The sequence below is a fragment of the Bacteroides intestinalis DSM 17393 genome (assembly GCF_000172175.1).
Classification (GTDB): Bacteria; Bacteroidota; Bacteroidia; order Bacteroidales; family Bacteroidaceae; genus Bacteroides; species Bacteroides intestinalis.
In genome coordinates, this window is record NZ_ABJL02000007.1 from 554,348 (window position 1) to 578,316 (window position 23,969).

The following is a 23,969-nucleotide window of genomic DNA, read 5'->3' on the forward strand; positions in this document are numbered from 1 at the left end:
AATGAGAATGATGAAAAGAAATATGTCATTTATCGTGTTGGTGCTGGTTGTCTTGTGCCTGAATACGAACAGAGCCATAGCCCAGGATCGTTCTTATGAAGGAACCATCACCATAGTACCTGTGCGGTTGGAGCAACTGGGAGAAACTGTTCATATAGATTTTGATATTCTGATGAAAGATGTGAAGGTGAAATCGGCGCATGGAGTGGACCTTATTCCGCAGTTAGTTTCTCCTACTACTACTTACGAGCTTCCACGGGTTTCCATCAAAGGGAAAAACGAGTATCTGGTTCATGAACGCAGACTGGCAGTGATGAGTGCTAAAGCGAAGAGAAACTATAAGGCACCTTATCTGATAGAGAAAAATCAGAAGAAGAAAAGTGGCGTTATTTGCTACAGATATACATTGCCTTACGAGCCTTGGATGGCGGATGCCGGGCTGAATGTGCAGCGCGACGAGTGTGGTTGTGGCGAAAGTGCGCTGATGAACGTGGAGCATACCTTTGATAAGGTTACGCTCGAACGTATGCTGGTGCCGTATGTGGTGACTCCTCATCTTTCGTATGTGGAGCCTAAAGTAGAGGAAATAAAGAGTCGTGATATACAGGCGGAATGTTTTCTGGACTTTGAGGTGAACAAGGTGGATATTCGCCCTGAATACATGAGCAATCCCCAGGAATTAGCAAAAATCCGTGCGATGATTGATGACCTGAAGTCTGATGCCAATGTGAACGTGAAGCGTCTGGATATCATAGGTTATGCTTCCCCTGAAGGAACGCTGGCTGCAAACAAACGTTTATCCGAAGGGCGTGCTATGGCATTGCGCAACTATCTGGCTGCCCGGTATGATTTCCCGCGTAATCAATACTATATCATATTCGGTGGTGAAAACTGGGATGGATTGGTGGAGGCGTTGGATACGTTTGAGATGGATTATAAAGAAGAGGTTTTGGATATCATCACGAATGTTCCTATTGAGAAAGGAAGGGAAACGAAGTTGATGCAGCTTCGTGGTGGTGTGCCCTATCGGCTTATGTTGAAGGAATTATTTCCAAGTCTGCGCGTAGCTATCTGTAAGGTGAGCTATGATGTCAGAAACTTCAATTTGGAAGAGGCGAAGGAAGTGATAAAGAAACGTCCGCAAAATCTGAGTTTGAACGAGATGTTTATGGTGGCTAATACCTATCCGAAAGGTTCACAGGAGTTTATCGATGTTTTTGAGACAGCAGTCCGCCTTTATCCGGAAAGTGAAATAGCTAATATGAATGCGGCTACCGCAGCTCTTTCACGCAATGACCTGATTTCTGCGGAACGCTATTTGGAAAGGGTGAAGTCGGATGACTGCCTACCTGAATATAACAATGCAATGGGAGTATTATCATTAATGAAAGGAGATTATGAATCGTCGGAGAAGTATTTGAAGGCTGCAGTGCAGTCAGGGCTGGGTGCAGCCAAGGAAAATCTGGAAGAATTAGCTAAAAAGAAGGTTAATGCTGCCGAAATTGAGAAGAAGAATAAATAAAATCAGTAATAAATAAAGCAGCACTAACTGAGCTGTAACAAAGAGAATAAATATATCTATTAATTTCTAATAAAATGTTTGTATTATGCTAAAGATTAAATCAATTTTAGTGTCGTTGCTGGCTATTGCGGCATTGGCAAGTTGTTCAACGGATGAGGCCGATTCTATTGTACAGAATCCCGATTTGGATGTGGCCTACATGTCGTTACGGATCACCTTACCTACCCAAAAGCCGGGTACTCGTGCTGTTGCCGGGAGTTCTGAAGAGAAAGGCCCTGTTGGGGAAGAGGGTACGGTTAACTCTCTTTATATTATTACATTCGACAGCCAAAAGAGACTGGTACACCATGCCAAAAAGAATCCTGTTACCATTCTGGGCTCAGGAGATTTATCATTACAGGCTAGTGGTAACCAAGGTACGACAGATGCAATTATGGTAAGTGCCAGTACTGAGTATCTGCTCGTTATTGTTAATCCGGGTACGGCAATGAAAGCACGATTGGGTAATTTGGCTGCCGGTGCTTCGTACGATGATATCAATGTAGCCATTAATCTAACTCTTGCAAGTGGTAGCAAACCCGAAACACTTGTAGGCGAAATCGCCGATCCTGCGGTCGCAGGTGCTGGTTTCACAATGATTAATGCCGGTTCCTACGATAAAAGTGGTGATAAGTGGAACGAGGGATGTCTGCTCTACGTAAAAGATAATGTTATTTCTGTTGATGGCGCTGCTATTAAAGATGAAACTGCCGCCAAAGAGGAAGCTGAAAAAACAGCAAACAGAGCATCGCTTCAGATTGAACGCTTGGCTGCAAAAGTAGAAGTAGCTGTTAAGAGTGGCGGCCCGGAAGTATTGCCTGCTGGTGCAACATTTGAATTTACCGGTTGGACACTCGACTATTACAACAGTACTTTCTATCCGTTTGCAGAGAAGTCTACGACTAAGGCAACCCACGCTACAGTTTTTTATGAAAATAACTTCTACACTACGGACCCGAATTTCAAGTCTCCCGATCATAGAGTTGGGATTACTAAAAATGCACTTGTTAATCGTGAACCCATTGTTACTTGGAAACTTGCAAGCACCACTCCGGCTCCGACTGCTGAATATTGTATTGAGAACACAATGGCTGATGCTGACCAGAAGTTTGGTGCAGCTACGCGTGTAGTGATTAAAGCAAAATATGCTCCAAAGGACTATACACTTGGAAACGACTGGTTCTCGTTCGCCGGTGTAAATTATAAGCAACTTTCAGATCTTCAGACAGCTTATAGCAATGCTAAATCCGCGATTGACGCTAAGGCTGCAGAACTGAAATTAGCAGGAGAATCCGAGTCTGAGGCAGCAGCTAACGCGAAGCTTTTCTACCCTGAAGAAGCATTGTTTATGACAGCTTGTGAGAATTTCTTAGATGCAGTAGAAGCTGCTTTGTCTACTACAATCGCTGATTTTGCAAGCCTTGCCCAGGATACCCATCTTGATAACATCTCAGATGGTGGTGAAATCGTGAAAATAGAAAAGTGCATCAAGTGGTATCCGAAGAGCGTGAACTATTACTATTACGAAATCCGCCATGACAATACCGACGACGAATACATGTACTTCGGTAAATATGGTGTGGTGCGTAATAACTGGTATAACCTCACTTTGAACAAAGTTAATGGTTCCGGTACGCCGTGGTACCCCAACGAAGGACCAGAAGATCCCGATCCGGAAGATCCAATTGATGAAAAGCCTGGATTCCTTGCTTTCGACATTGAAGTTGCTCCGTGGGTATACTGGGAAACCGGTTTCGAAATCTAATATAGTGTAAGTTCGTCATAAGCAAAAGTATCCTCCTACTGAGAGGAGGGTATTTTTGCTTATATCGAACTCATATTATTATCTCCCTATATTAAGAAAATTATCTCGTGCGGAACTGACCGCCAGAAAACCTAAAAACGAGCCGGTGACAGGCTTTCCAAAAACAGCACTGCCCCTTTGCGCACTCAGAATAGTATGAATATAGAGAAGCGCCCCTAAAAGTGAAAGTAACCGGAGGTCACTAAACATGTCCTCTGACAATATAAACGGCAGTTAAAACAATGCTGCCCCCTAAAAAGAAAAAAGATATGTTCGGAAAAACTAAGTTGTTCCTTGTCGTCGCCTCGATGCTGTGTATAGCCTCGTGTGATACTATACGCGAAGACTTGCCCCGGTGTGAACTTTGGCTGGAATTTACATTCGACTATAATATGGAATATGCGGACGCATTCAACCCGCAGGTCAAATCGGTGGATGTATTCGTGTTCGGCAGCGATGACAAACTACTCTTTTCCAAAAGAGCCGAGGCTACCGCACTGATTGGCGGCAATCGGATGTCGCTGACCAATGAACTCGATTTCGGAAACTACAAGGTGCTGACCGTTGGCAGTTTGTCTGACAACTTTCAGGCTTTGGACAATGCAGGCCGTGAACTGGTTCCGGGAACAACAACCCTTCAGCAGCTCACTGTAGCCTTGAAGCGTGCATCGGATGTTGTAGACTTTGAGTTTCAACATCTCTACTTCAGCGAAGTGGTGAAGGTGGACCATTTGCCCTCCAATACCGACCACAAGGTTTACCCGGTAAACCTGATACGCAATACTAATCGGTTTAATATCGCCTTGATGAAGTATGGAGAAGGCCAAAAGAACGGAACACAATATACTTTTGAAATTCAGGCACCGGAAAGTGCAACCTATTCTTGGGAGAACGAACCTACACACCAAGGACCGGTTCATTACGTGCCTCATTATACAGGTCAGGGAGAAACTTCCGACGTGTTTGTATCCGCACGTCTCAACACCATGCGCCTGTTCAACAGGGATGGATGGGATTACCAGTTCATTATAAAAAATGCGGATACCGGAGCCAAAATATGGAGCTACGACCTGATGAAGTTGCTGAGTATTGCCCGACCGACTTCCCGTCATGACGGAACAGAACTTCCTTTCCAAGAATACCTTGACCGCCAGAGCGAATGGAACCTGATATTCACTGTCACCGAGAAGCCCGGAGGAGGAGAATTTATCCAGATCGGACTTGTGGTAGGCACTTGGATTTACTGGCTTCATGGAATTGAAATTTAAGAATGATAAAAAGACTATTATATATCATATATCTGGCATTCACAGCCCTTTTGTTCTCGTGCAGCAGTGATGTTGCCGACGAGCTACCCCTGCTTACCCGGGCGCAGCTTAGCATCAGTTTGGTGGACGATGGGGATGCAGACCGGCAGGAGGAGATAAAAACCATCCGGTTCGTCGTATTCAGTAACGCGTCCGGTGATGTGAAACTGAATGTGAATGAACTCATCCGGTTGGATACTCCGGGCACGGCCACTGACATTACCGCACAGGTTCTCAAGGTGACTCCCGATGATGATATGATAGTTATGGTTGTTGCCAACGAACCGCAGGGACTTACATATGCTCTCAACAGCGTCGCCAGTCCGTCGCAATTGCGAGAGATAAACTATAACATTGCTACCATACTGGACGGTGATGGCGAGATTGTTTCTACGACTGGGATGCCCATGACAGGCGTGATGCGGGGTATATCTGTAGTGCCCGATCAAACCAAGGCCGTAAAAATGGTTATTGAACGTGCCGTTGCCCGGGTAGATATATTTCTCGAAGCCATAGATGGTGGAGCGATGACCGGATATACTGCCGGCAGCACCAGTGTCACTTTGCACAATTTCACCCGTGACAGCTATTTTGTGATGGGAAACGAGGCGAATGGTACACGCGATAATGCTAATCCTTCGAAAAATTTCGGGAAAGTGAAGGGCAACGTACCGGACGGTGACTTATTAACGGAAACCTGGACGGCGGCAACCTCGGAAATGTGGGCATATTCGTCTGCTACCGGAGCTAAGAACCGGAAACTGCTTAGTTCGTTCTATGTTGCCGAGCGCATGTTCAGACCGGACTATTCCGACCGGTTGGCTGTCAGCATGACCAACGTCCTGAAGGGACCTCCGGATGTCACCGGAGTAACTGGGATAGTGATAGAGACAATAACAAAGGTTGATGATAAAGGGACCCCAGTAGCACAACCTTTTACGGAAATACGGAGGAATAATGTGTATCAGATAACGGCCCGGGTAGGGAAAATCGGTATTCAGATATTGACGATAACGGTGGAAGACTGGGGTGAAGTAAAAAACATCGATTTGAATATGGATTTATAATACATTTCACTGGATGTTTTGTTTATGTCGGAAAAGAAATTACGATGATAAAGTTTAGAAATATTATCAAGATGACTGTAATGGCGGCTATCCTTCCGTTCATTCTCTTTTCGTGTATCGGCGAAGAGATGATGCCGTGTGGGAAGTTGATTGTCGTGCAACGTATCGGAGAAGGTGGAAACGCCGGAACCCGTAGTACGGTTATCTCTTCGAATACTGATCTGAAAGGGGAGACTTTCGGCTTTTTTGCTTCCCTGACGCCTGCCTCATCTGCTCCGGAACAATACTTCAATGCAAGCGCCGGAGTGAACCCCGACCTCACGGCAACCATATCGCCTGAGCAATATTGGCCGGCGTTGCTGGGTGCCAGCATGAAGTTCTTTTCGTGGTATCCATACAGTGGTACTGATGCACCCACTGCGAACTTTTCCGATCCTAAGCAGATGGTACTGAGTTATACGGCACATACCGATGCCGCCCGTCACGTTGATGTACTGGCAGCCCTGTCGGAGCCTGCATGGGGTACAGGTGTAAGCATACATTTCTACCACACGTTGACCAAGGTTACCTTCACGTTTAAAAAGGTAGATCCGGTGCCCGATATGGTAACCATCAAAAAGATAGAGTTCCAAAATGTAGGGAAAAGTGGGAAGCTTACTATTCCCAATATACCGGCTGTCACTACCGAACATAACAAGCCTGTTTTCGTGTGGAGCGACGTCACGACGGGCAACGTTGCTTCTACTCTCGCCGACAATAATATGGTGACTGAAGAGGCCGCTCTGCTTGGTGGTGCGTTTCTCATGTTGCCCACTGATGCCAAAGACTTCCTCGCGACTGCCAAGATCGTTATTACTACCAATTTTGGCGAACGGGAATTCCTGCTTAAGGATATTATTTATGCCAATCCACACTCTTGGGAATCAGGGGAATATATTAACTATAACCTCACAATATCGAACGAGAACTATCAGCTATCAGCCACTCCGCTTGAGTGGGACGAGAGTCCGGTGAATGTGATTTTTGACAAGCAGTATTATCTTAAATTGTCGCAGACCAAGGTGCAGACAGCCGGTGATGCTGCCACTGTCAACATAGAAGTGAAAACGAACTATGATGCGGAACCGTCTATAGGCTATGGTCCGGGTGCGACATTAGAACTGAATGGTATGGAAGATTGGGCAACGGTCAGTATGACACAGATATCCTTTTTGGAAGGTGTGTATACCTATAATGTCAATGTCTCAATACCCGAATTTAATTCCGGCACCGGAGAAGAACGGTGGACGAGATTTTATATTAATGCAGGCAATCTGCATCACTTGGTGGCTTTACAGCAATGGAAAGAAGACGGAGCGTGGATGAACTATGATGTACAACTGGATAACAGTGATGGAGGAACCGGGATCATGCAACGTCGCAAGATTGTTTTTACCTCGGGCAATCCGGGTTGGTGGGAGTGGAAAATAACCCAAGTGGATGATACTGATAATATTCTGCTCAATACTGAAACTATAATAGAGTCAGTAGGTAAGAGTGGAGGTGCGGTTTATTTCTACTTCAAGGCGAACGCTGTGCCCGGTAAGAAGGCCACGCTTACACTGAGCAATACAAACGGAGACAATCCGGATATACTGGTAGAATTGACTGTACCGAGTATATGATATCTATAAGAAAGGAAATAAAAATATGCAATATAAGACCTCAATATTTAGAAAGAACTTTCTTTTGGCCGCCCTGTTGGTATTAGTGTGGCTTACTGGTTGTGTGCAAGAGGAGTTTGAGTCAAAACCTCCTCAAACAGGAAATGGTGTCCAGTTCACTCTGACGGTTCCCGACATTGAAATGCCATCTGTATCTTCACGTACAATGACCGGAACGGGAGCAGCCAAGAAAGAAGATGAAATAAAGACCGTGGATATACTTGTTTTTGATACGTCAAAAACACCTGCGGTATTTTTGGAATGGGTTAGTGGCACGGGAGTTACACAGGATTTGGCTAATAATAACTCTACGGTGAATTTCTCTGCCGTACTTTCTCCCACTACCGCATCAACCTGTATCGTGGTTGTGGCGAATAGGGAACTTGACGGTATTGCATCGGAATTCAGGAAAGGAGAAACCACTAAAGTTGAGGCGATGGAAGATCTGCTTCACACACACATCGGCAAATGGACGGCAGACGGTTCCTCGGCTGATGGTTACACACGGATTCCTATGTACGGCGAGAAGGAAATAGCGAAAATTGCTCCTTCGATGAATCCGATAACCGGCATCAATATGAAGCGTATGTTGGCGCGTATCGACATCCGTAATTCCGCATCTAACTTTATGGTGGAGGAGGTTTATCTGGCCAATTACAATACCACAGGATACATTGCTCCGGCATGGGATGCGGACGGAAAGGTTGGTGACCCGGCTTCGGATGTTCTGAACCTTCCGGCCGACGGTGGCAAAAAGACGGATGAAGGGAATGCAATCCTTTATTCCGTGGGTGGAAACACATCCTATAACGGAGAGATTTATACATTCGAGGCACCTGCTGCAGTGGATGCCGGTGGTGTGGGACAAGATGGAGCTTTGAGCCGTAAGGAAGCTGTTTGCCTGATTGTGAAGGGAAAGATCGGTAGCGGTAAATCAACTTTCTACCGCGTGGATTTCACAAAAACAGGAGAAACAGGAGAGGAAGTTGAATATCTGTCTTTGAAGCGAAACTATAAATACATCATTACCGTAACGGAAGCTTCGGGCATTGGCTATGAAAGTTTCAGTGAGGCACTGGCATCCTATACAGTCATGTCCAATCTTAAGTTCCGGGTGATACACTATGACCGGGAGAAGGTCAAGGACGTAGTCTACAACGGACAGTATATGCTTGGTGTGGGTGAATCGGAAATCTGTGTGACGCAGCACCAGAACAACGGTTACTCTATCAACGTCTTTACAGACCACCCCAGTGGCTGGAAGGCTACTGTTACGGAAGGGAGCGATTGGCTTGGTTTTTCCGGGGGAACGGCTACAGCGTCAGGTGTTGCGAACGAGGATACACAACTTTTGCTGAGAATTCCTTATTATCATAATGGAATCATCGGAACCACCCGCACGGCGACCGTCACTCTGACAGCCGGCCGGTTGACTTACGATATTAAAGTGACGCAGGGAGTGATAGACCCGGGGATTATCAAATTTGTCGATGCATACGGGAATGAACTGGAAAATGGCCTTTTCTTCCCGATCAGAAACCCTGACAGTGATGATCTTCCTATTGAGGCGCAGACGGTATATGTAATGTTTTCTGTGGATAAGATTGACGTTCAGCTTTATGGGAGTGTGGAGCAAGCCAGAATCCAGTATCCTGCCGGTGGTCTGATCCCACAATTGTATAGAGATAGCAGGAGGGCATTCACTGAAAAAGTACAAGCGTTTACCGTACAGCCCAATCCGAGGCGCGCGGGTGATGGAACCAGTGAGAATACAGATGGCTGGTGGTGGCGTTGGGATAACCTTGTTTTCAATCTGTTTGATAAGGACGGCAGCTACCTTAATCAAGTATTCCTTCCCATCAATCAGGGCGAATTGCAGTTCTCATTCCGATATTACTCTACTCTTGGCAATAGCCGCACCTATAAAGTACATTTAGGTGCGGAGCAATATCTGCAACTGTTTGTTAATAATAACTGGGCAATTGAGAATGTCGAGATACTGGATGTTATCGGTGATGACGGTACCGGATTAATCCGGCCCGACGTGGATAATGATATAGTAGTGGGCAGAACAAATGCAGAACCGAAGATGTATCTGGAATCAATTGTAGATCCTGATAATAATGGCAATGGAAATGATGTTGTGAACCGTGGATATGACTTTAGATTAAAACTCAATCCCGGAAAGTGGAAAGAGGGGAAAAACGGAACAATAAGAATTACGTTCAGGAACGTAATGCATACAGTGGCGGATGCGCATTTTCCTTTCTATAGCACGATTGATCTTCAGATGGTGTCCGAGAAGAAGTCCTATACGGCTGCCGGCGATCCTCTTTTCTATCTTTATCCGATCCGGCACGACAATCGACTTCTTGTTACGGGTGATCAGTATGAGGGACGTAAGGCAAGTGTTGCCGATGCACAAACTATATGTGAAAACATAGGTGATGGCTGGCGTCTGCCCACTGCAAGTGAGCTGCTACTATCATTTGCCTATCTGGATGCTGTGGGTGGTGATGCAACAGGAAGCAATGCTGGGTATCAGCAGGATATACAGGGATGGTATCGAAACTGGAGTGGCAACTACTGGTCCTCGTCCTATTATTCGGAAGGAAATCCTGGTGCATATTTTGAACTGGGCTTTACGGTAGGGTATCCGCAATCCGGATCTACCACCAATTATTTTCGCTGTGTGAGAGATAACGGCAATAGCGGGACAACAAAGTACCCTTATATCTCAGTGGGTACTTCAGGGGTCACTGTTGTTTCCCAAGATGCGAATGGAGGAGTGGACCCTTCGGCGTTGCTTGCTTCAGGGGTAACTCCGGATAAGACTGAAGCGATGAACAAGGTTGCTCCGATGTTTCAGATAGAGAATACCAGTGTTTACGGTAAGACCTGGCCGGAGGCAAAAGCTGCATGCGAGGCTAAGGGGAATGGCTGGCGTCTGCCCACCCAGCGTGAGTTGTATTTGGTTCACAGTTTGGGAGGATCGCTCCTTAGTCCCGATAATCAAGGTTTCGGTAGTAAGATAAATTGGGGAACCGATTATCAGAAAATGGCTGCTGTGCATTGGGCGTTGACCGAACGGGAAGGTAACTATTGGTTAGTTGGATATAACTGGACTGAGGCCCGTCAGCGTAATGAGTTTAGTGCATGGACAGAGGGGGGATCGACGAACTGGGCTTGGCACCGTTGCGTGAGGACAGTAACGTCAATACCATAAGACTAACTAAATGAGCTGTATCAGAAATAACTTAAATAAGTATTCTGATACAGCTCATTTTCATGCTACTTCGACGCTGCTTCTTTTTATAGCGTCTCAATAAAACTCTTCTGCTTCTCTAGAAAAGCAATTCTCTGCGCCTCTCCACTTCCCGAAATCAATGTAGAATGTCTTTTCAAAGACTGAATCCAGTTCTTCTGCATCTGGCAAATCTGCGGACTTTGCGAGTCCATAGAGTTGATAGAATACACCCTGAAAAGACTGATTTGGAAATCCTTGTTACTCACATATGTATAGGTTGCTTCAAAATCAATGTTCGACAGGTAGATGAATAACTCGTGTCCCTCACTATATTCCCCCTTCACCGATAAGTGTTCCAAGTCGATGAGCAATTGTTGCAACTCATTCTTCATATACATCACGTCCGAAGTGGATATCAAGTTCAGCCCTGCAAAATACTTTATTTCCTTCACAAAAGATTGGAAGATGTCGCTATCCCATATGAAGAAAGTCTTTCTGGGTCTCTTCAGTCCCTCGCTTAACTTCTTGTGAGCGGTAATTATTTTCTCAGGTACATGCATATCACTTAGAGAATTCGGAGTCTTCACTTTCCCATTCTGATAAATCCACCGGCACAGACGGAATTTGGACAGATACTCATAAGACGAGTAGAGAGTGAAAGGAATAGTATTCGTCGCAGAATATATTTCGGCGTTGCCATCCTCTTTCATTGAACTGAAAATCCGCAGATAGCGCTCAACGATTTCATGGTAACTTTCATATAGGTTGGGCGAGTGCAGTAAGTTCAGGTCGAAAGTGACTCGGTTCGATAGATGATTTCCGATAATCTGGTCGATGGAGATGCCCAGGTTATGAGAAATTACGGCTATTTCATCAAAGGTAAATGCGACTTCTCCTCGCAATCTGCGGTATACGGCTTCTTTCCCCATATATAACGTATCTGTCAGATAATTGGCTAAGTTCTGCCCTTGGGGAATCCTCTCCTTCATTTCATTAATCAACTCTTTTACAATGTAATTCTTTGCCATAGCCTCTTCTTTTTTGTTAATAATCAAATGTCATAGGTCGAATTTGTGACATATACAAATATAGAGCTTGTTAATGGAACTTTTGTGATTGAAATCATGTGAAGAAAACGCGGGTATTTTCTATTTGAAAAGAATAGGATAGTGAATGGTTGAATGATGAAAAAAAACAGATAGGAGTTCTATCTGTTTTCGATATTAGAGAATAATTGCGTGAACAATTGCATTATACGGAAAGAGTGGTTACAATGTGTCGATAATTTCTCGCTGTTGTTTAAAGAATTGAATACGTTGCATCTCACCGCTTTCCGATATTAGAGTGGAGAACTTCTTTAATGACTGAATCCACTCCTTCAGGCCGCGGAACATTTCGCTATCCTGTGTAGTGATGGAATTGATGGAATATATTCGGATCAGGCTGAGCTGTATTGTGTCCGTCTCCAGATAACTGTAAGTAGCCTCGAAGTTGATATTTGAAATATAAATTTTGACGTCGTTGCCCGTCTTGCTTTTTCCACGGGCGGCCAGTTCTTCCAGGTCGTTCACCACCAAGAGCAGTTCCTCCTTAAGGAGGTTCTTGTCTTCATCGGATATGAGGTGTACGTCGCAGAAGTACTGGATGTCATTGACCAGATGGCTGAAAATCATATTATCCCAGATGTAATCTACGGAACGGATATGAGCTACTGCATGGGCATACTCCTTTTGCTTATCCACTATTTGCTGCGGGATTTCCATTTCTTCAAAGTGCCTGCACTTAATGTTTTGATTCTGATACATCCATTTGAATAGCCGGAATTTGGAGAGCATATTATAGTTCAATGAGAGGGTGAGCGGAATGATGTTGGATGAAGTCCCGATCTCCGAGTTCTCTTCTTCTTTCACTTTCCGGAACAGCTTCACCTGCTTTTCCAGGATGGAGTAGTAAGTTTCGAGCGGCTGGCTGCTATCCACTATATTCATGTCGAATACGGCATTGTTCTGGAAGCTCACGCCTATCATCTTATCCAGCGATATGCCCAGTTTCCGGGATATAATGGCTGCTTCGGTCAGCGTGAAAGGTACCTCACCGCGGAGTCGGCGGTAGATAGCTTCTTTACCTATATAAAGAATATCCATTAAAGTATTGGCAAGATTTTCTTTGGATGGGAGTTTCTCTCTGACGGCATTAACTAATCCTGTGTTTAACTCGTTTGTTATCATAATCTTCTTTCTGAGTTAGAGGTTTGTCTATTTAACACTTTTGGAGGGCTACTTGTTTCGAAAATCGTAACATTTATTTTTAGAAGTATCCCATTTCCGAAAAAGGTGCTGCGATTGATTAGAATCGTCATATATAGAAAGTCTGAGTGCTTGATCTTTCTTTTTCTTGTCACAAAAGTATATGGATTGCGGTGTAATTTTGTAGTGCAGTTTAGGAGACTGTAATGATTAACTAAAATGGAATAGGATAGATGACGAAAGATAGAAAAAAAATAGCGGTTGAGTGGCATCATAAGAATCAGGAAAGGAATGAATATCCAATGATTTTTGGAAAGAAAGTTCCTGTTATCAAAGATGTATATGATCCATTGACGGGCTTGCGTGATGGAACTATTACCCCGAATGCGCCGGTCGTAATTACAGGTGAGAATCTGTGTCTATCTTCGCTTGGAACAATTTACTTGGGGCTTTCTCCCGTCTCCGATAAGGGCACATTGATACATGTGAAAAGAGTGTTTAAGTATACTGACACAGAGGTGTTGGTGATCCTGCCTGTTTTGGAGCCGGGAGAATATTCTCCGATAATGATGATTCACGCAGGTGGGAAGATTGACTTTACTTATACCTTGCCAATAAGGTTGAAAGTGCTTGAAGAGAGATATGCAAGTTTGTTTGCCAGAAGGAGTTGCAGTGATTTGATATAAGCTCTCTATTTTGATTTAAGTTCTCTATGAAATGAGCGAAGGGTATGCCGGAGATGTGCTTTTCTCCTTAGGCATACCCTTATTATTTTATTCTGAACTATGTGGTTTGAGAATCTATTCTTTGAGGATAGATTTTGCTATACCCATTTCCAAACCTCTTAATTCTGCTAATCCGCGCAGGCGACCGATGCAGGAGTATCCCGGATTGGTTTTCTTCTTCAGGTCGTCTACCATCTGGTGGCCGTGGTCGGGACGCATAGGAATGGATACTTGTCTTTTTTGCTGTAATTCGAGGAAAGCTTTCATAACGTGGTACATGTCTACATCACCTTCCAGATGGTTGGCTTCGTAGAAATTACCTTCTGCATCGCGCTGTGTGCTGCGGAAGTGTACGAAGTTAATGCGGTCACCGAACTGTTTCATCATACCTTCCAGATCGTTGGAACTGCTGACTCCGAGAGAACCGGTACAGAGACAAAGACCATTGCTCTTATTAGGAACAGCGTCAATCAATGCCTGGAAATCGGCAGCACTGCTCATGATACGCGGCAATCCAAGGATAGAACAAGGAGGATCGTCCGGATGGATAACCAACTCTACACCGGCTTCATCGGCAACAGGAGTGATTTCTTGCAGAAAATAAATCAGGTTGGCACGCAACTTTTCCGGAGTGATGTCTTTATAGCGATCAAGCTCTTGCTGGAATTGTTCCAGTGTGAAGCTCTCTTCCGAACCGGGCAGTCCGGCAATCATGTTGCGAACGAGTAGTTGCTTGTCGGCATCCGTCATTTGTTCGAAGCGGGCTTTTGCCTTTGCTTTTTCTTCGTCGGTGTAGTCATTTTCAGCACCGGGACGCTTTAACAAGAAAAGGTCGAAAGCAATGAAAGCGGCACGTTCGAAGCGCAGGGCGCGGCTACCATCAGGCAGTTCATAAGCGAGATCGGTACGCGTCCAGTCCAGTACGGGCATGAAGTTGTAAGTTACGATGTTCACGCCACACTTGCCGAGGTTGCGCAGGCTTTCTTTATAGTTATCAATGTATTTCTGGAATTCTCCCGTCTGGGTTTTGATATGCTCATGTACAGGTACGCTTTCTACTACAGACCAGCGCAGACCGACAGCTTCGATCATTTCTTTGCGTTTCATGATTTCTTCTACTGTCCATACTTCGCCATTGGGGATGTGGTGCAGGGCGTTCACGATACCGGTTGCACCGGCTTGTTTGATGTCCCACAGGCTGACCGGATCGTTAGGACCGTACCAGCGCCAGGTTTGTTCACATAATATCATAATGAATAGGCTTGATTTATTGATTTGTACTACGTAAGTGTTTCATATTCTATTCACTTTGTAAGTGTTAGATAGAGAAAGCGTCAAAACCACCGTCTACTACAGACAAGGCACCCGTTACGAAGCTGGAAGCATCGCTGATGAGGTAGTGGATGGTTCCGAACAATTCTTCCGGTTCGGCAAAACGTCCGCATGGGGTGTGGGCGATGATGGTCTTTGCACGGTCGGTATAAGACCCGTCCGGGTTAGTCAACAGGGCACGGTTCTGGTTTGTTAGCAGGAAGCCCGGAACAATAGCATTTACACGAAGCTCAGGACTGAATTTAGTGGCCAGTTCCGTAGCCATATAACGGGTATAGTTGGCTATGGCAGCTTTGGCAGAACCATATCCTACCACACGTGTAAGAGGGCGCAGAGCTGATTCAGAGCAGAAGTTTACGATAACTCCTTTTTTATTCTTTGCCATCACGTCTACAAATGCCATTGTAGGCAATACCGTACCGAAAAGGTTCAGGTCTACTACTTTTCTGAAAGCATCTACTTCCAGGTCGAGAATCGTTTTATCCGGGGCGATAGTAGCACCAGGCATATTCCCACCTGCGGCATTCAGTAATATATCGATGGTGCCGAAACGTTTCAGGATCGCTTTTTTGTTTTCTTCTAATATTTCTTTATTCAGAACGTCTGTTACAAGGAACATAGCTTCTGTCTTTTGACTGAGTTCTGCTTCCAGTTCCTTACCAATTTCTTCTACACGGTCAAGGATTACGATTTTGGCACCTTGTTCTGCAAGATAGTTAGCAATACTTTTACCCAGGATACCGCAACCGCCGGTAACGATAATCACTTTGTCTTTAATGTCGAATAAGTTTTTCATGTCTTTTCATTTATAAGTTTATTCTAAATCTCTGTGCTACAAAAATAGTGGAAAAGTAGCTTGTTTACTATAACAAACGTCTCAAAAAGGTGAACTCCTATATCAAAAAGTATTAATTATTGCTTAAAAGCGTCTTTTCTGGCCAATGCTTCCAGGTAATAATAGTCTGCATAGTTGAGAGGAACATCGATTTCATCACCTCCCGGATGGTGTCCGGTGGAGTGTAGCAACAGGAAGCCATAGTTTGTTTCCGGTTCAGCTTGGTAGTGTTTGTTGAGGCTATCTACGATCTTGTCGGCAATGCTTTGATAACGGTTGCTATCTTCTGCTGAAACATAGGTCCGGAGTTCGTACAGGGCTGAAGCCATGATGGCAGCAGCAGAGGCATCGCGGGGGACGTTGGGAATACCAGGCGCTTTCATATCCCAGTAAGGAATAAAGTCTTCCGGCAGGTTCGGTAAGCCAAAAAAGAAGTCTGCAATATGGCGTGCCTGTTGTAGATAGGCTGGATTCTTTGTGAAACGATAGCACATGGTACATCCGTATAATCCCCATGCTTGTCCACGGCTCCAGAAAGAATCATCGGCATAGCCTTGTGCTGTCTGTTTGGCACGCACTTCTCCTGTTTCGGGGTCGTAATCTACTACATGATATGAAGAGTAATCCGGACGGAAATGATTCTTCATGGTAGTATTGGCATGGTTTACAGCAATTTTCCAGTAGATGGAATCGCCGGTTTCTTGGGTAGCCCAGAATAGCATTTCCAGGTTCATCAGGTTGTCGATGATGACGGGATACTTCCATTTATCACGGTTATGATCCCATGAACGAATGCTCTTTACTTTGTCATTGTAGCGGGTAATCAAAGTCTTGGCGCTTTGTAATACTACATCTTTATAAGAACGTTCACCTGTTAGTTGATAAGCTTTGCCAAAGCTATTGTTCATCATGAAACCCAGGTCGTGAGTACCTTTGTGCCACTTAGCCTCTTCTATCATCCAGGTATTGCTGATAGCTTCCTGACGCCAGAAATCATCGTTTGTATAAGCATATACTTGCCATAATGAACCGGTGAAGAAGCCCGAACACCAGTCGTGCGGATGTATCATTCGCAGTGAACCGTCTTTGTTGATACTCCGGGGAATTACGCGGTGTTTGCATTGATTCTCAGCTTCTTTTCTGGCCTTATTTGCACATTTCATGGCAAATTGCAGTTGGCCACAAGCAAAAGCATATGCATTGTCTACATCATCAGGTTTTACCCACAATAGATTGAAACGATCCTTCCAATCAATGGTGCGATGTGCTCTATAAAGTTTCAGATAGTCTGTACGTTCCGGATTTAACAGGAAAACACGGTACAGGTCTTTGCAGAATTCTTGTTGTTTGTAATCCCATTCGCTGATTTGCTGGTAGGGCCAGTCTTTTACATCTTTGCCAACGTATGGGGCTAAGAAGTCCATTGCCTTGTAGAAATTGCGGCCGTCCGTTGATGTGGCGTTATCAATTGAAATACCAATCTTCTGAGCCATAAGAAAAATATCGATGAAATGGGACAGATTGAACTGTGAATAGCCAAATGCAAGGGTACGGCGCAACTCATGTGGTTGCCTGCCATCCGGCTCGATCTGAGTGAAGATACGTCTTTGGGGGATAGCATTGATGACTTCCTGTGCCACTTTCACATTCCCTGCATATAGGGCGAAAGCAATAACTTGTGCATCATGTGCTGTACTGTGGTTATTAGCCTGATTAGCTTCTTCCTGTCCTTGCGGACTATTCAGTATCCATGTCAGCAGTTTGCCAAACCATGCTTTCAGTTGTTTACTGTCTTTGGGTGTGAAAGCCTTCGACTTCTCCAATAGTTGTACGGCATCCAGCATCTCAACGAACGAATAAGTATCGATGACACCATAACAGCGGCCTTTGTTGTTATGATGTCCCGGTATCATCTGGGCATATTCCAAATTCGGGTTCATGCGCGTATCTTTATTAAAGAACCATACACGAATCAGTTCAGTAGCCTTTTGGGCATACTTCTCGTCATTGCTGAAATACCACGCAAGTGCAAGAGTGGTGACGCGCTGGGCAGTTGCTCCAAGACGGTTTCGATCCAGCTTATTCAGTTCCGGGTTCGACTCACCGTCACGGCTGATGTAGGGTAGACCGTCAGGTTTGGAGGGATCGGGCCAATAATAGCGTGCCTGACTCATGTAATCGTGTTTATCTCCGCTGCCGGGCGTCTTCTCTTTCATCACGACGGATAGAGGTTGTACATCCAGCAATTTTTCAGCTTCTGCTACCAACTCTTGATATGTGGTAGAGAAGTAAGGTTGATGTAATGATTGTTTTACTTTTTGCAGATGTGCTCCATCCCAAATAGATTGTGCATGAATATGGCCTACTGCAAGTAATAAACAGGTAATGACTAAGTTAATTCTGACTCTCATGGTGTTTTTGTTTTGAAGTTAATAAAGTTTCCTGAGTTTTATACCGTTCAGAAAGCTTTTTCCATTCCGAACAGAGAAGCGTATTTCAATTTTATTCCGAAAGTTTGTAATATTGTATCTTTTCCGCAGAGCATGAAAATAATCACTTTCGCGACAAGAGGAAAAGCTTTCTTCGATAGTTTGATCATTGATTATTATGTCGAATCTGTTTTCACGGTTTTCCACATCAGAATTACGACCTAATTGGTAGACTGTTGTTGCATTCTCGCGGAATATATCTGTAAAAAGAAATTCTATTTCATAAACTCCGTTGGGAACATCGAAACGGTAGCCTTCAATTCCGTTGCGAAGAGTCTGAAATAGAGGTCCGTCATTGGTATTCTTTATTTGTATCTGGCTACTTTTACTTTCTCCGCCAATATATCCCCAGCCATTTTCAGTATAAGGCTGATCGGGCAGCCAGGTGAGATTACTTTCGTCAGAAGTATAGAAACAATAACTTCCTACATTGATGGCAAGTTCTAAGTCCCGTAGATTTGTTCCATTTAAATTTGCAGGGATAGGGGTAAAGTTTAAGCGGATTCCGTCTTCTACAAAAGAGATATCTTGGACGGCTTTTCTATTTTCTGCTTTAGCAGCGATAAAGTGTTCTTTTTGGCAGAATGGCACCTCAAATGTTACTGCAAAATTCTTGGTTTTCTGTTTGCCCAAAGACTTCCCATCAATAAAAAGCTCTACTTCAGGAAGGTTAGTATATATTTTAACCGGTAATATGACCGGCTCTTTCCCATGCTGTATACCGGAACGATGTGTCCAGTCGCGGCTGGCGATATGTAATACTGGAATGTCTTGACGCCAGGCAGCTTTATAATAATAGTATATATCTTTAGGAGTGCGGTTTGAGTATACCAATCCTTTATTGTTGATCCGTGGCATAGACTCATCACGCAATGCGGAAGAGAAATCGATGAAATTCCAGTGTGTTCCACCACAGATGTAAGATGTTTCCTCCAGTACAGGCAAGTAATGCTCCAGATACTTCTGCTGGTATTCGATACTGAAATCAAATGCATGAGGTTGTAGCGAATGTAAGCGCTTGTCAGATCCTGCACCGTATTCGCTGACAATCATGGGGTGGGAAGGATACTTTTTGTGTTGTTCTTCCAGATACTGTTCGAATCCGGTGAGGTTACCTCCATACCAGCCTTGGTAAAGATTCCAGCCGACAATATCGGTAATACTGCCTAAGCCAACTTCGTTATAGCTATTGCTACCATGGAATGCCATAGTGCTGACGCGGGTTGTATCTTCTTCTTTTAACACTACTTCCAGTCGATTGGCCAGTGCCAGTGTTCGTTCCAGTATGGGCTTTAATTCTTCTTCTTTTTTATAGAGTCGTTGAGTGACGAGTAAGATTTCGTTCATATATCCCCAGGTGATGATTGAGGGATGATTATAATGCTGGCGTATCATCTCCCGCAGATTTCGTTCACAGTTTTCCGTATAACCGGGGGTATCGGGTACAATGTCAATGATGGGTATTTCTTCCCAAGCTAACATGCCGAGTTTATCGCACATTTCCAGTAAAGCGTCATCTTGTGGATAGTGAGAGATACGGATGAAGTTGGCTCCCATTTCCTTCATCAATTTTATGTCGCGACGATGCATTTCATCCGTTAGTGCCACCCCAATAGGTTTCTGGTCCTGGTGACGGCAAATGCCACGTAGCTTATAAGGCTTTCCGTTGAGGGAGAATCCTCTTTCACCATCAAAACTAAACCAGCGGAAGCCGGTATAGTGGTTACTTTGGTCAAGAACCGTTTTAGTCTTTTTATCACGTAGGATACTTTCCACTCTGTAAAGATGAGGTGTTTCCGGAGTCCATAACTGAGGAGATAAGATTGGAGAGGTCTCAGAACGGAAAGAATACTGTTCTCCGGCCTTGATTTGTATGGACTGTTTCAGGCTCTGGGCAATGCTTCCATTAGGGTGATATATGATGTGTTCCAGTTCGAGTAATGCTTTCTGGGTAGCGTCATTCTTTATATCTCCACGGATAAGTATTGTTCCTTTTTCCTCGGATACCTTGGGGGTACTGATGAAAATTCCTTCCGAGCCATAATTCGTCAGATGGAAATGTTGTTTCGAGACAGCTGTGAGCCATACATCCCGATATATGCCGCCAAAGAATGTAAAGTCACCTGAAATAGGAGGGATATCCTGACGGGAATTATCTACACAAACAGCAAGAGAGTTGGGAGTATTCAATGAGCAAAATGGGGTAATATCGAGTGTGCAGGCGGTATATCCTCCGGTATGTTCACCTACCTTTTTCCCATTGATATAAATGGTGGCTGCTTTGCTGGCAGCATCCAGTTTTAGAAATATCTGTTTTTCTTTCCAACTTTGCGGTATTGATATTTGCCGGCGATACCAGCCTGTTCCCCGATAGTAATCCTTTTCAGTGTAAGCATCCGTATTCCAGGTATGTGGCAGATGGACGGATGTCCAGTTTGCATCATTGAAAGCACTATCTATTGCTGTAGGGCATTCTCCTTGTAAGAATTTCCAGCTGTCATTGATGGTTTTACTTTCTCGTTGTGCCTGTACAGTTGTCAGGAATAATAGAGATAGGGCGGTAGTAGCTATCCTGTGGAAAGCTGTCTGTCTGGATGTGTTTTCTTTCTTTTTCATGGTAAGATAATTAACCTTATTGCTAACTTAGTCTGGATGGGAAAAACTTGTTATTTTAATCTTACTTGATAAAGTGAGGATATTGCTGTAATATAGAGCTTATCCCCGCTTATCAATAAGGATGTCGGGCGTTCGGGCACCTCTATTGTTCCTATAGGTTTGCTTGTAGAATCGAAAATAGAGATATCTCCGTTTGCTACATATACATTGCCGGTTTGGTCTGTTACTACACTACGGTCACCTCCATCTGCAAATACATGACTATGTTGTAAGAAACCTTGGGCATCTGTTTCCGAATGAATAACTCGTTGGTGATACTCATCCAGTGTATAGATTGTTTCTCCCGGAACGGCTTCCACTATAGATGAACAACGGAACAGGTCTTCATAATATGGAATAATAGTTACTCCATCCGGAGCCACAAAGCAGTGAGTTGGTTTTCTACCACCGTAATATTCATTTTGGGTAATAGTCCGGTTGGCTAAATAACATACCTTCTGAGGCTTCTGTACTTGTGACATGTCTACTAAAGGAAGTACCTGAAAGCTATCATCTGCATTTTCAGGGCGGATTGAATAAAGCTTGGGAACATAGGTGAATCCCCATAAGCCACCCGATCCACGCCATCCGAATAATGGCTGGTTGTCATTGCGTGTATCATCGTTTTTATAACCGGGTTGGGATATGTATTTGGTGACAACAATCAGGTTGTCCTGCGTATCACAGGTCAGTGCCACTGCATTCCAAGGGAAATCGGCAATGGAAGTCACTTGCCCACTTTTAATATCCAGTTTGTAGATACGTCGTATGCGATACTCGCAGAAATAGATATTGCCCTGGCTGTCTTTGGTCAATCCGTCAATAAATTCAAAGCCGGTGACTATAATCTCAGCTTTTCCTATTACATTGTTCAATGAGTATTTTCGCTTCTCTTTACCTGTCAGTTGCAATCGTGCCAGTTCCCAACGACGTGCTTCATGCCGGCTATTTACATCATACAGACTGGCATTGGACGTAAACTTCGCGCGGGCATGGGCATAATTATGCAGATTGAGAAATTCAATATCTTTGCAATTCCAGGTGCGTATGGCCGATGGATAAGACTTCAACATACGTGATACACGGTAAGAATAGAAATTAGCGAAAGTCAGGTTCCGGCAATCAATCAAATCCAATGGCTGTGTGTCGACACCTTCAGCTTCTACCTCAAACTGAAAATCATAGATTTTCCAGTTGGCAACGTTGCGAAAGATCGCTTCATTACGTAAGTGATGTTCCAGCGACATTCCATAGATGCGTCCGGGCGTTTCAGTATGGCTCACATAAAGACCTGCCGAGCTATATTCGTTAGCCGTCCATAAATCCCGGAAAGTACCTCCGCCTCCATTAGTTATCCATAAACTCCAATGCTGGTTATCCCAGGCACGGGTTATCAGGTCATGAGTTTCCGGGGTTACAGGCATAGGCTTTTCTAATGGATTGGCTGCACTTTGCCCGTTATAGAAGAAGCGGTTCTTATCATGTCCGCTGAATTTTACATCGTATAAGTACGAACCTTCACCTGCCATCCATTTACAATTTACAGCCCGATAATTATATGCATCAGCGTTGAGGAAGATACCACATACGATATTAGTACCTCCTTTCGGAGTCGTTAACTGTGCCTGAGGTGCGCCAAAGCCACTAAATGCAGGATTACCGCCTAATGTTAGCAGGATGGTGGTTCCGGGGTGTAGCCCGATTATATTTGTATTCGGCTCTAAAACTAATGGATCTTTGACCACATACCAGCCTTGCGGAATATAGATATTCGTATATTTCTTTATGGCTTCCCGGAAGATTTCCGTGTCATCACTAAAACCGTCTCCTTTGGCACCCAAATCCCGGATATTAACCCAATGATTCATTGTGGGAAGCATTGGAGTATCACCGACATCCAGTGGGATGATACTTTCGATAGGTACGATTTCAGCTTCACGTACTATCTGGGGAATATCTTCGAGGCTGTTGGCATTGAAGCCATAAGTGAAACGAGTAATCTGGTAAGCCTTTCCCTTACCGGATACCTGTTCATTTGTAGAACGTTCCAGAGAAAATACCGGAACATTTTTGCACTGTATACCCCGAAGATTGATTTGTGTAGCTGCATTGCCTGCATCCGTCAGAATGAGTCCCGTTCGTTTTACATTTTCAAAGATGCAATCTTCCATAAACAGGCGATCGGGTGCATTTTCTTTAATCTCTACAGCTACGGGTACATTCTTTACTTTCATGCGTACGATAGTCAATCCACCTTCATTAGTCAGGATCGCACTTTTACGCTGTCCTTCAAAATAACTGTTGAGCAACATAATGGGCCATCCCGGGGCTGATTTATCCGTATCAATACCATATTCTCCTCCAAAGACGGATACGTTTTCCAGATGATTACCTGCATCTACAATTCCTGCACGTCCTTTTCCTACGTGAATCGTCACATTGGAGATGGAACAATGCTGGGCAAAATGGGCGCGAATTCCTGAAGCATTCGGATTCCCATCTTCAATACGAATATCTGCATTTAGTAACGAACTATAAAAAGTTCCGGCATTAGCGTCACTCACTGGACGTTCAGAACGGTAGTTCCCGCTGATGAACCAGAAAAGATACTTTCCTTTATTTGTTTCATGCGTCACTTCTTGGAAGCCGGGTGAATTTTTACCAAGGACGAATACCGGACGTTTGGTCCCATATCCAATGAGACGTACCCCTGAAGGTATATATATCGTTTTACTAAGTTTATAAACTCCTTCGGGTACAAAAAGAATACCGCAACCCGATTCTTTATGTTTGGCGGTATTCAGTGCTTCTTGCAGAGCATCAGATACGTCCGTGCTTCCATCTGGTTTGATAGGGAAGTATTCCGGAGTAAAATATACGGCTGCAGAGTCCCCCGGTCGGTCGGTGAAGACCGACCGGGGATTTTGAGCTTGTATTCCTCCTGCGAGGATCACAATTAAAAAGAAAATATGGATTCTGATACGATTCATGTGCATGA

General features: G+C 44.3%; 14 protein-coding genes. 7 read left to right on the plus strand and 7 right to left on the minus strand.

Features of this window, described 5'->3' with window-relative positions; genetic code table 11:
• Positions 1-7 precede the first annotated feature (7 nt).
• From BACINT_RS06070 to BACINT_RS06095, 6 genes are all read left to right on the plus strand, one after another.
• Positions 8-1,522: a DUF3868 domain-containing protein gene (locus tag BACINT_RS06070; protein WP_182424525.1), complete on the plus strand. Its 1,515-nt coding sequence runs from the start codon at positions 8-10 to the stop codon at positions 1,520-1,522.
• Positions 1,523-1,607: 85 nt separating this feature from the next.
• On the plus strand, positions 1,608-3,326 hold the full coding sequence (locus BACINT_RS06075; protein WP_007661405.1) for an Mfa1 family fimbria major subunit: 1,719 nt from the start codon (positions 1,608-1,610) through the stop codon (positions 3,324-3,326).
• Positions 3,327-3,634: 308 nt separating this feature from the next.
• Positions 3,635-4,633, plus strand: coding sequence for a FimB/Mfa2 family fimbrial subunit (locus BACINT_RS06080; RefSeq protein ID WP_044154904.1), 999 nt, complete (start codon positions 3,635-3,637; stop codon positions 4,631-4,633).
• Positions 4,634-4,635: 2 nt separating this feature from the next.
• Positions 4,636-5,739, plus strand: coding sequence for a fimbrial protein (locus tag BACINT_RS06085; RefSeq protein ID WP_007661408.1), 1,104 nt, complete (start codon positions 4,636-4,638; stop codon positions 5,737-5,739).
• Between the two features lie 44 nt (positions 5,740-5,783).
• Positions 5,784-7,403, plus strand: a complete 1,620-nt coding sequence (locus BACINT_RS06090; protein ID WP_007661410.1) for a fimbrillin family protein — start codon at positions 5,784-5,786, stop codon at positions 7,401-7,403.
• 25 nt (positions 7,404-7,428) lie between these two features.
• Entirely contained in the window at positions 7,429-10,668 is a 3,240-nt protein-coding gene (locus BACINT_RS06095) for a fimbrial protein (RefSeq protein ID WP_007661411.1), read from the plus strand.
• An 86-nt stretch (positions 10,669-10,754) separates the two neighbouring features.
• Here the strand turns inward: BACINT_RS06095 and BACINT_RS06100 are convergent, their stop codons facing one another.
• Positions 10,755-11,717: a hypothetical protein gene (locus BACINT_RS06100; protein WP_021967866.1), complete on the minus strand. Its 963-nt coding sequence runs from the start codon at positions 11,715-11,717 to the stop codon at positions 10,755-10,757.
• A gap of 240 nt (positions 11,718-11,957) precedes the next feature.
• The gene (locus tag BACINT_RS06105) at positions 11,958-12,917 is read right to left on the minus strand and encodes a hypothetical protein (RefSeq protein ID WP_007661415.1); all 960 of its coding nucleotides are present in this window, start codon (positions 12,915-12,917) and stop codon (positions 11,958-11,960) included.
• 251 nt (positions 12,918-13,168) lie between these two features.
• Between BACINT_RS06105 and BACINT_RS06110 the strand changes: the two genes are divergently transcribed.
• A complete protein-coding gene (locus BACINT_RS06110; RefSeq protein ID WP_007661417.1) occupies positions 13,169-13,621 on the plus strand; it encodes a DUF4469 domain-containing protein in 453 nt (150 codons plus the stop codon).
• A gap of 114 nt (positions 13,622-13,735) precedes the next feature.
• On the opposite strand, the gene uxuA is transcribed toward BACINT_RS06110, so the two are convergent.
• From uxuA to BACINT_RS06135, 5 genes are all read right to left on the minus strand, one after another.
• On the minus strand, positions 13,736-14,911 hold the full coding sequence (gene uxuA, locus BACINT_RS06115) for a mannonate dehydratase (protein WP_007661419.1): 1,176 nt from the start codon (positions 14,909-14,911) through the stop codon (positions 13,736-13,738).
• Positions 14,912-14,978: 67 nt separating this feature from the next.
• Complete coding sequence (locus tag BACINT_RS06120; protein WP_007661421.1) at positions 14,979-15,788, minus strand: SDR family oxidoreductase; 810 nt, start codon at positions 15,786-15,788, stop codon at positions 14,979-14,981.
• A gap of 116 nt (positions 15,789-15,904) precedes the next feature.
• Positions 15,905-18,238 carry an alginate lyase family protein gene (locus BACINT_RS06125; protein ID WP_007661422.1) on the minus strand — a complete coding sequence of 778 codons (2,334 nt, stop codon included), beginning with the start codon at positions 18,236-18,238 and terminating at the stop codon, positions 15,905-15,907.
• 18 nt (positions 18,239-18,256) lie between these two features.
• Entirely contained in the window at positions 18,257-20,932 is a 2,676-nt protein-coding gene (locus BACINT_RS06130) for a glycoside hydrolase family 2 TIM barrel-domain containing protein (protein ID WP_007661425.1), read from the minus strand.
• Positions 20,933-20,982: 50 nt separating this feature from the next.
• Entirely contained in the window at positions 20,983-23,961 is a 2,979-nt protein-coding gene (locus tag BACINT_RS06135) for a glycosyl hydrolase family 28-related protein (RefSeq protein WP_044154906.1), read from the minus strand.
• Between the last annotated feature and the right edge of the window lie 8 nt (positions 23,962-23,969).

Excerpts from the sequence above, each read along its gene's own strand:
- BACINT_RS06120 (WP_007661421.1), bottom strand. The coding sequence starts at position 15,788 with ATGAAAAACTTATTCGACATTAAAGACAAAGTGATTATCGTTACCGGC.
- BACINT_RS06080 (WP_044154904.1), top strand. The coding sequence starts at position 3,635 with ATGTTCGGAAAAACTAAGTTGTTCCTTGTCGTCGCCTCGATGCTGTGT.
- BACINT_RS06070 (WP_182424525.1), top strand. The coding sequence starts at position 8 with ATGATGAAAAGAAATATGTCATTTATCGTGTTGGTGCTGGTTGTCTTG.
- BACINT_RS06130 (WP_007661425.1), bottom strand. The coding sequence starts at position 20,932 with ATGAAAAAGAAAGAAAACACATCCAGACAGACAGCTTTCCACAGGATA.
- BACINT_RS06105 (WP_007661415.1), bottom strand. The coding sequence starts at position 12,917 with ATGATAACAAACGAGTTAAACACAGGATTAGTTAATGCCGTCAGAGAG.
- BACINT_RS06125 (WP_007661422.1), bottom strand. The coding sequence starts at position 18,238 with ATGAGAGTCAGAATTAACTTAGTCATTACCTGTTTATTACTTGCAGTA.
- BACINT_RS06095 (WP_007661411.1), top strand. The coding sequence starts at position 7,429 with ATGCAATATAAGACCTCAATATTTAGAAAGAACTTTCTTTTGGCCGCC.
- BACINT_RS06110 (WP_007661417.1), top strand. The coding sequence starts at position 13,169 with ATGACGAAAGATAGAAAAAAAATAGCGGTTGAGTGGCATCATAAGAAT.
- uxuA (WP_007661419.1), bottom strand. The coding sequence starts at position 14,911 with ATGATATTATGTGAACAAACCTGGCGCTGGTACGGTCCTAACGATCCG.
- BACINT_RS06100 (WP_021967866.1), bottom strand. The coding sequence starts at position 11,717 with ATGGCAAAGAATTACATTGTAAAAGAGTTGATTAATGAAATGAAGGAG.
- BACINT_RS06090 (WP_007661410.1), top strand. The coding sequence starts at position 5,784 with ATGATAAAGTTTAGAAATATTATCAAGATGACTGTAATGGCGGCTATC.
- BACINT_RS06135 (WP_044154906.1), bottom strand. The coding sequence starts at position 23,961 with ATGAATCGTATCAGAATCCATATTTTCTTTTTAATTGTGATCCTCGCA.
- BACINT_RS06085 (WP_007661408.1), top strand. The coding sequence starts at position 4,636 with ATGATAAAAAGACTATTATATATCATATATCTGGCATTCACAGCCCTT.
- BACINT_RS06075 (WP_007661405.1), top strand. The coding sequence starts at position 1,608 with ATGCTAAAGATTAAATCAATTTTAGTGTCGTTGCTGGCTATTGCGGCA.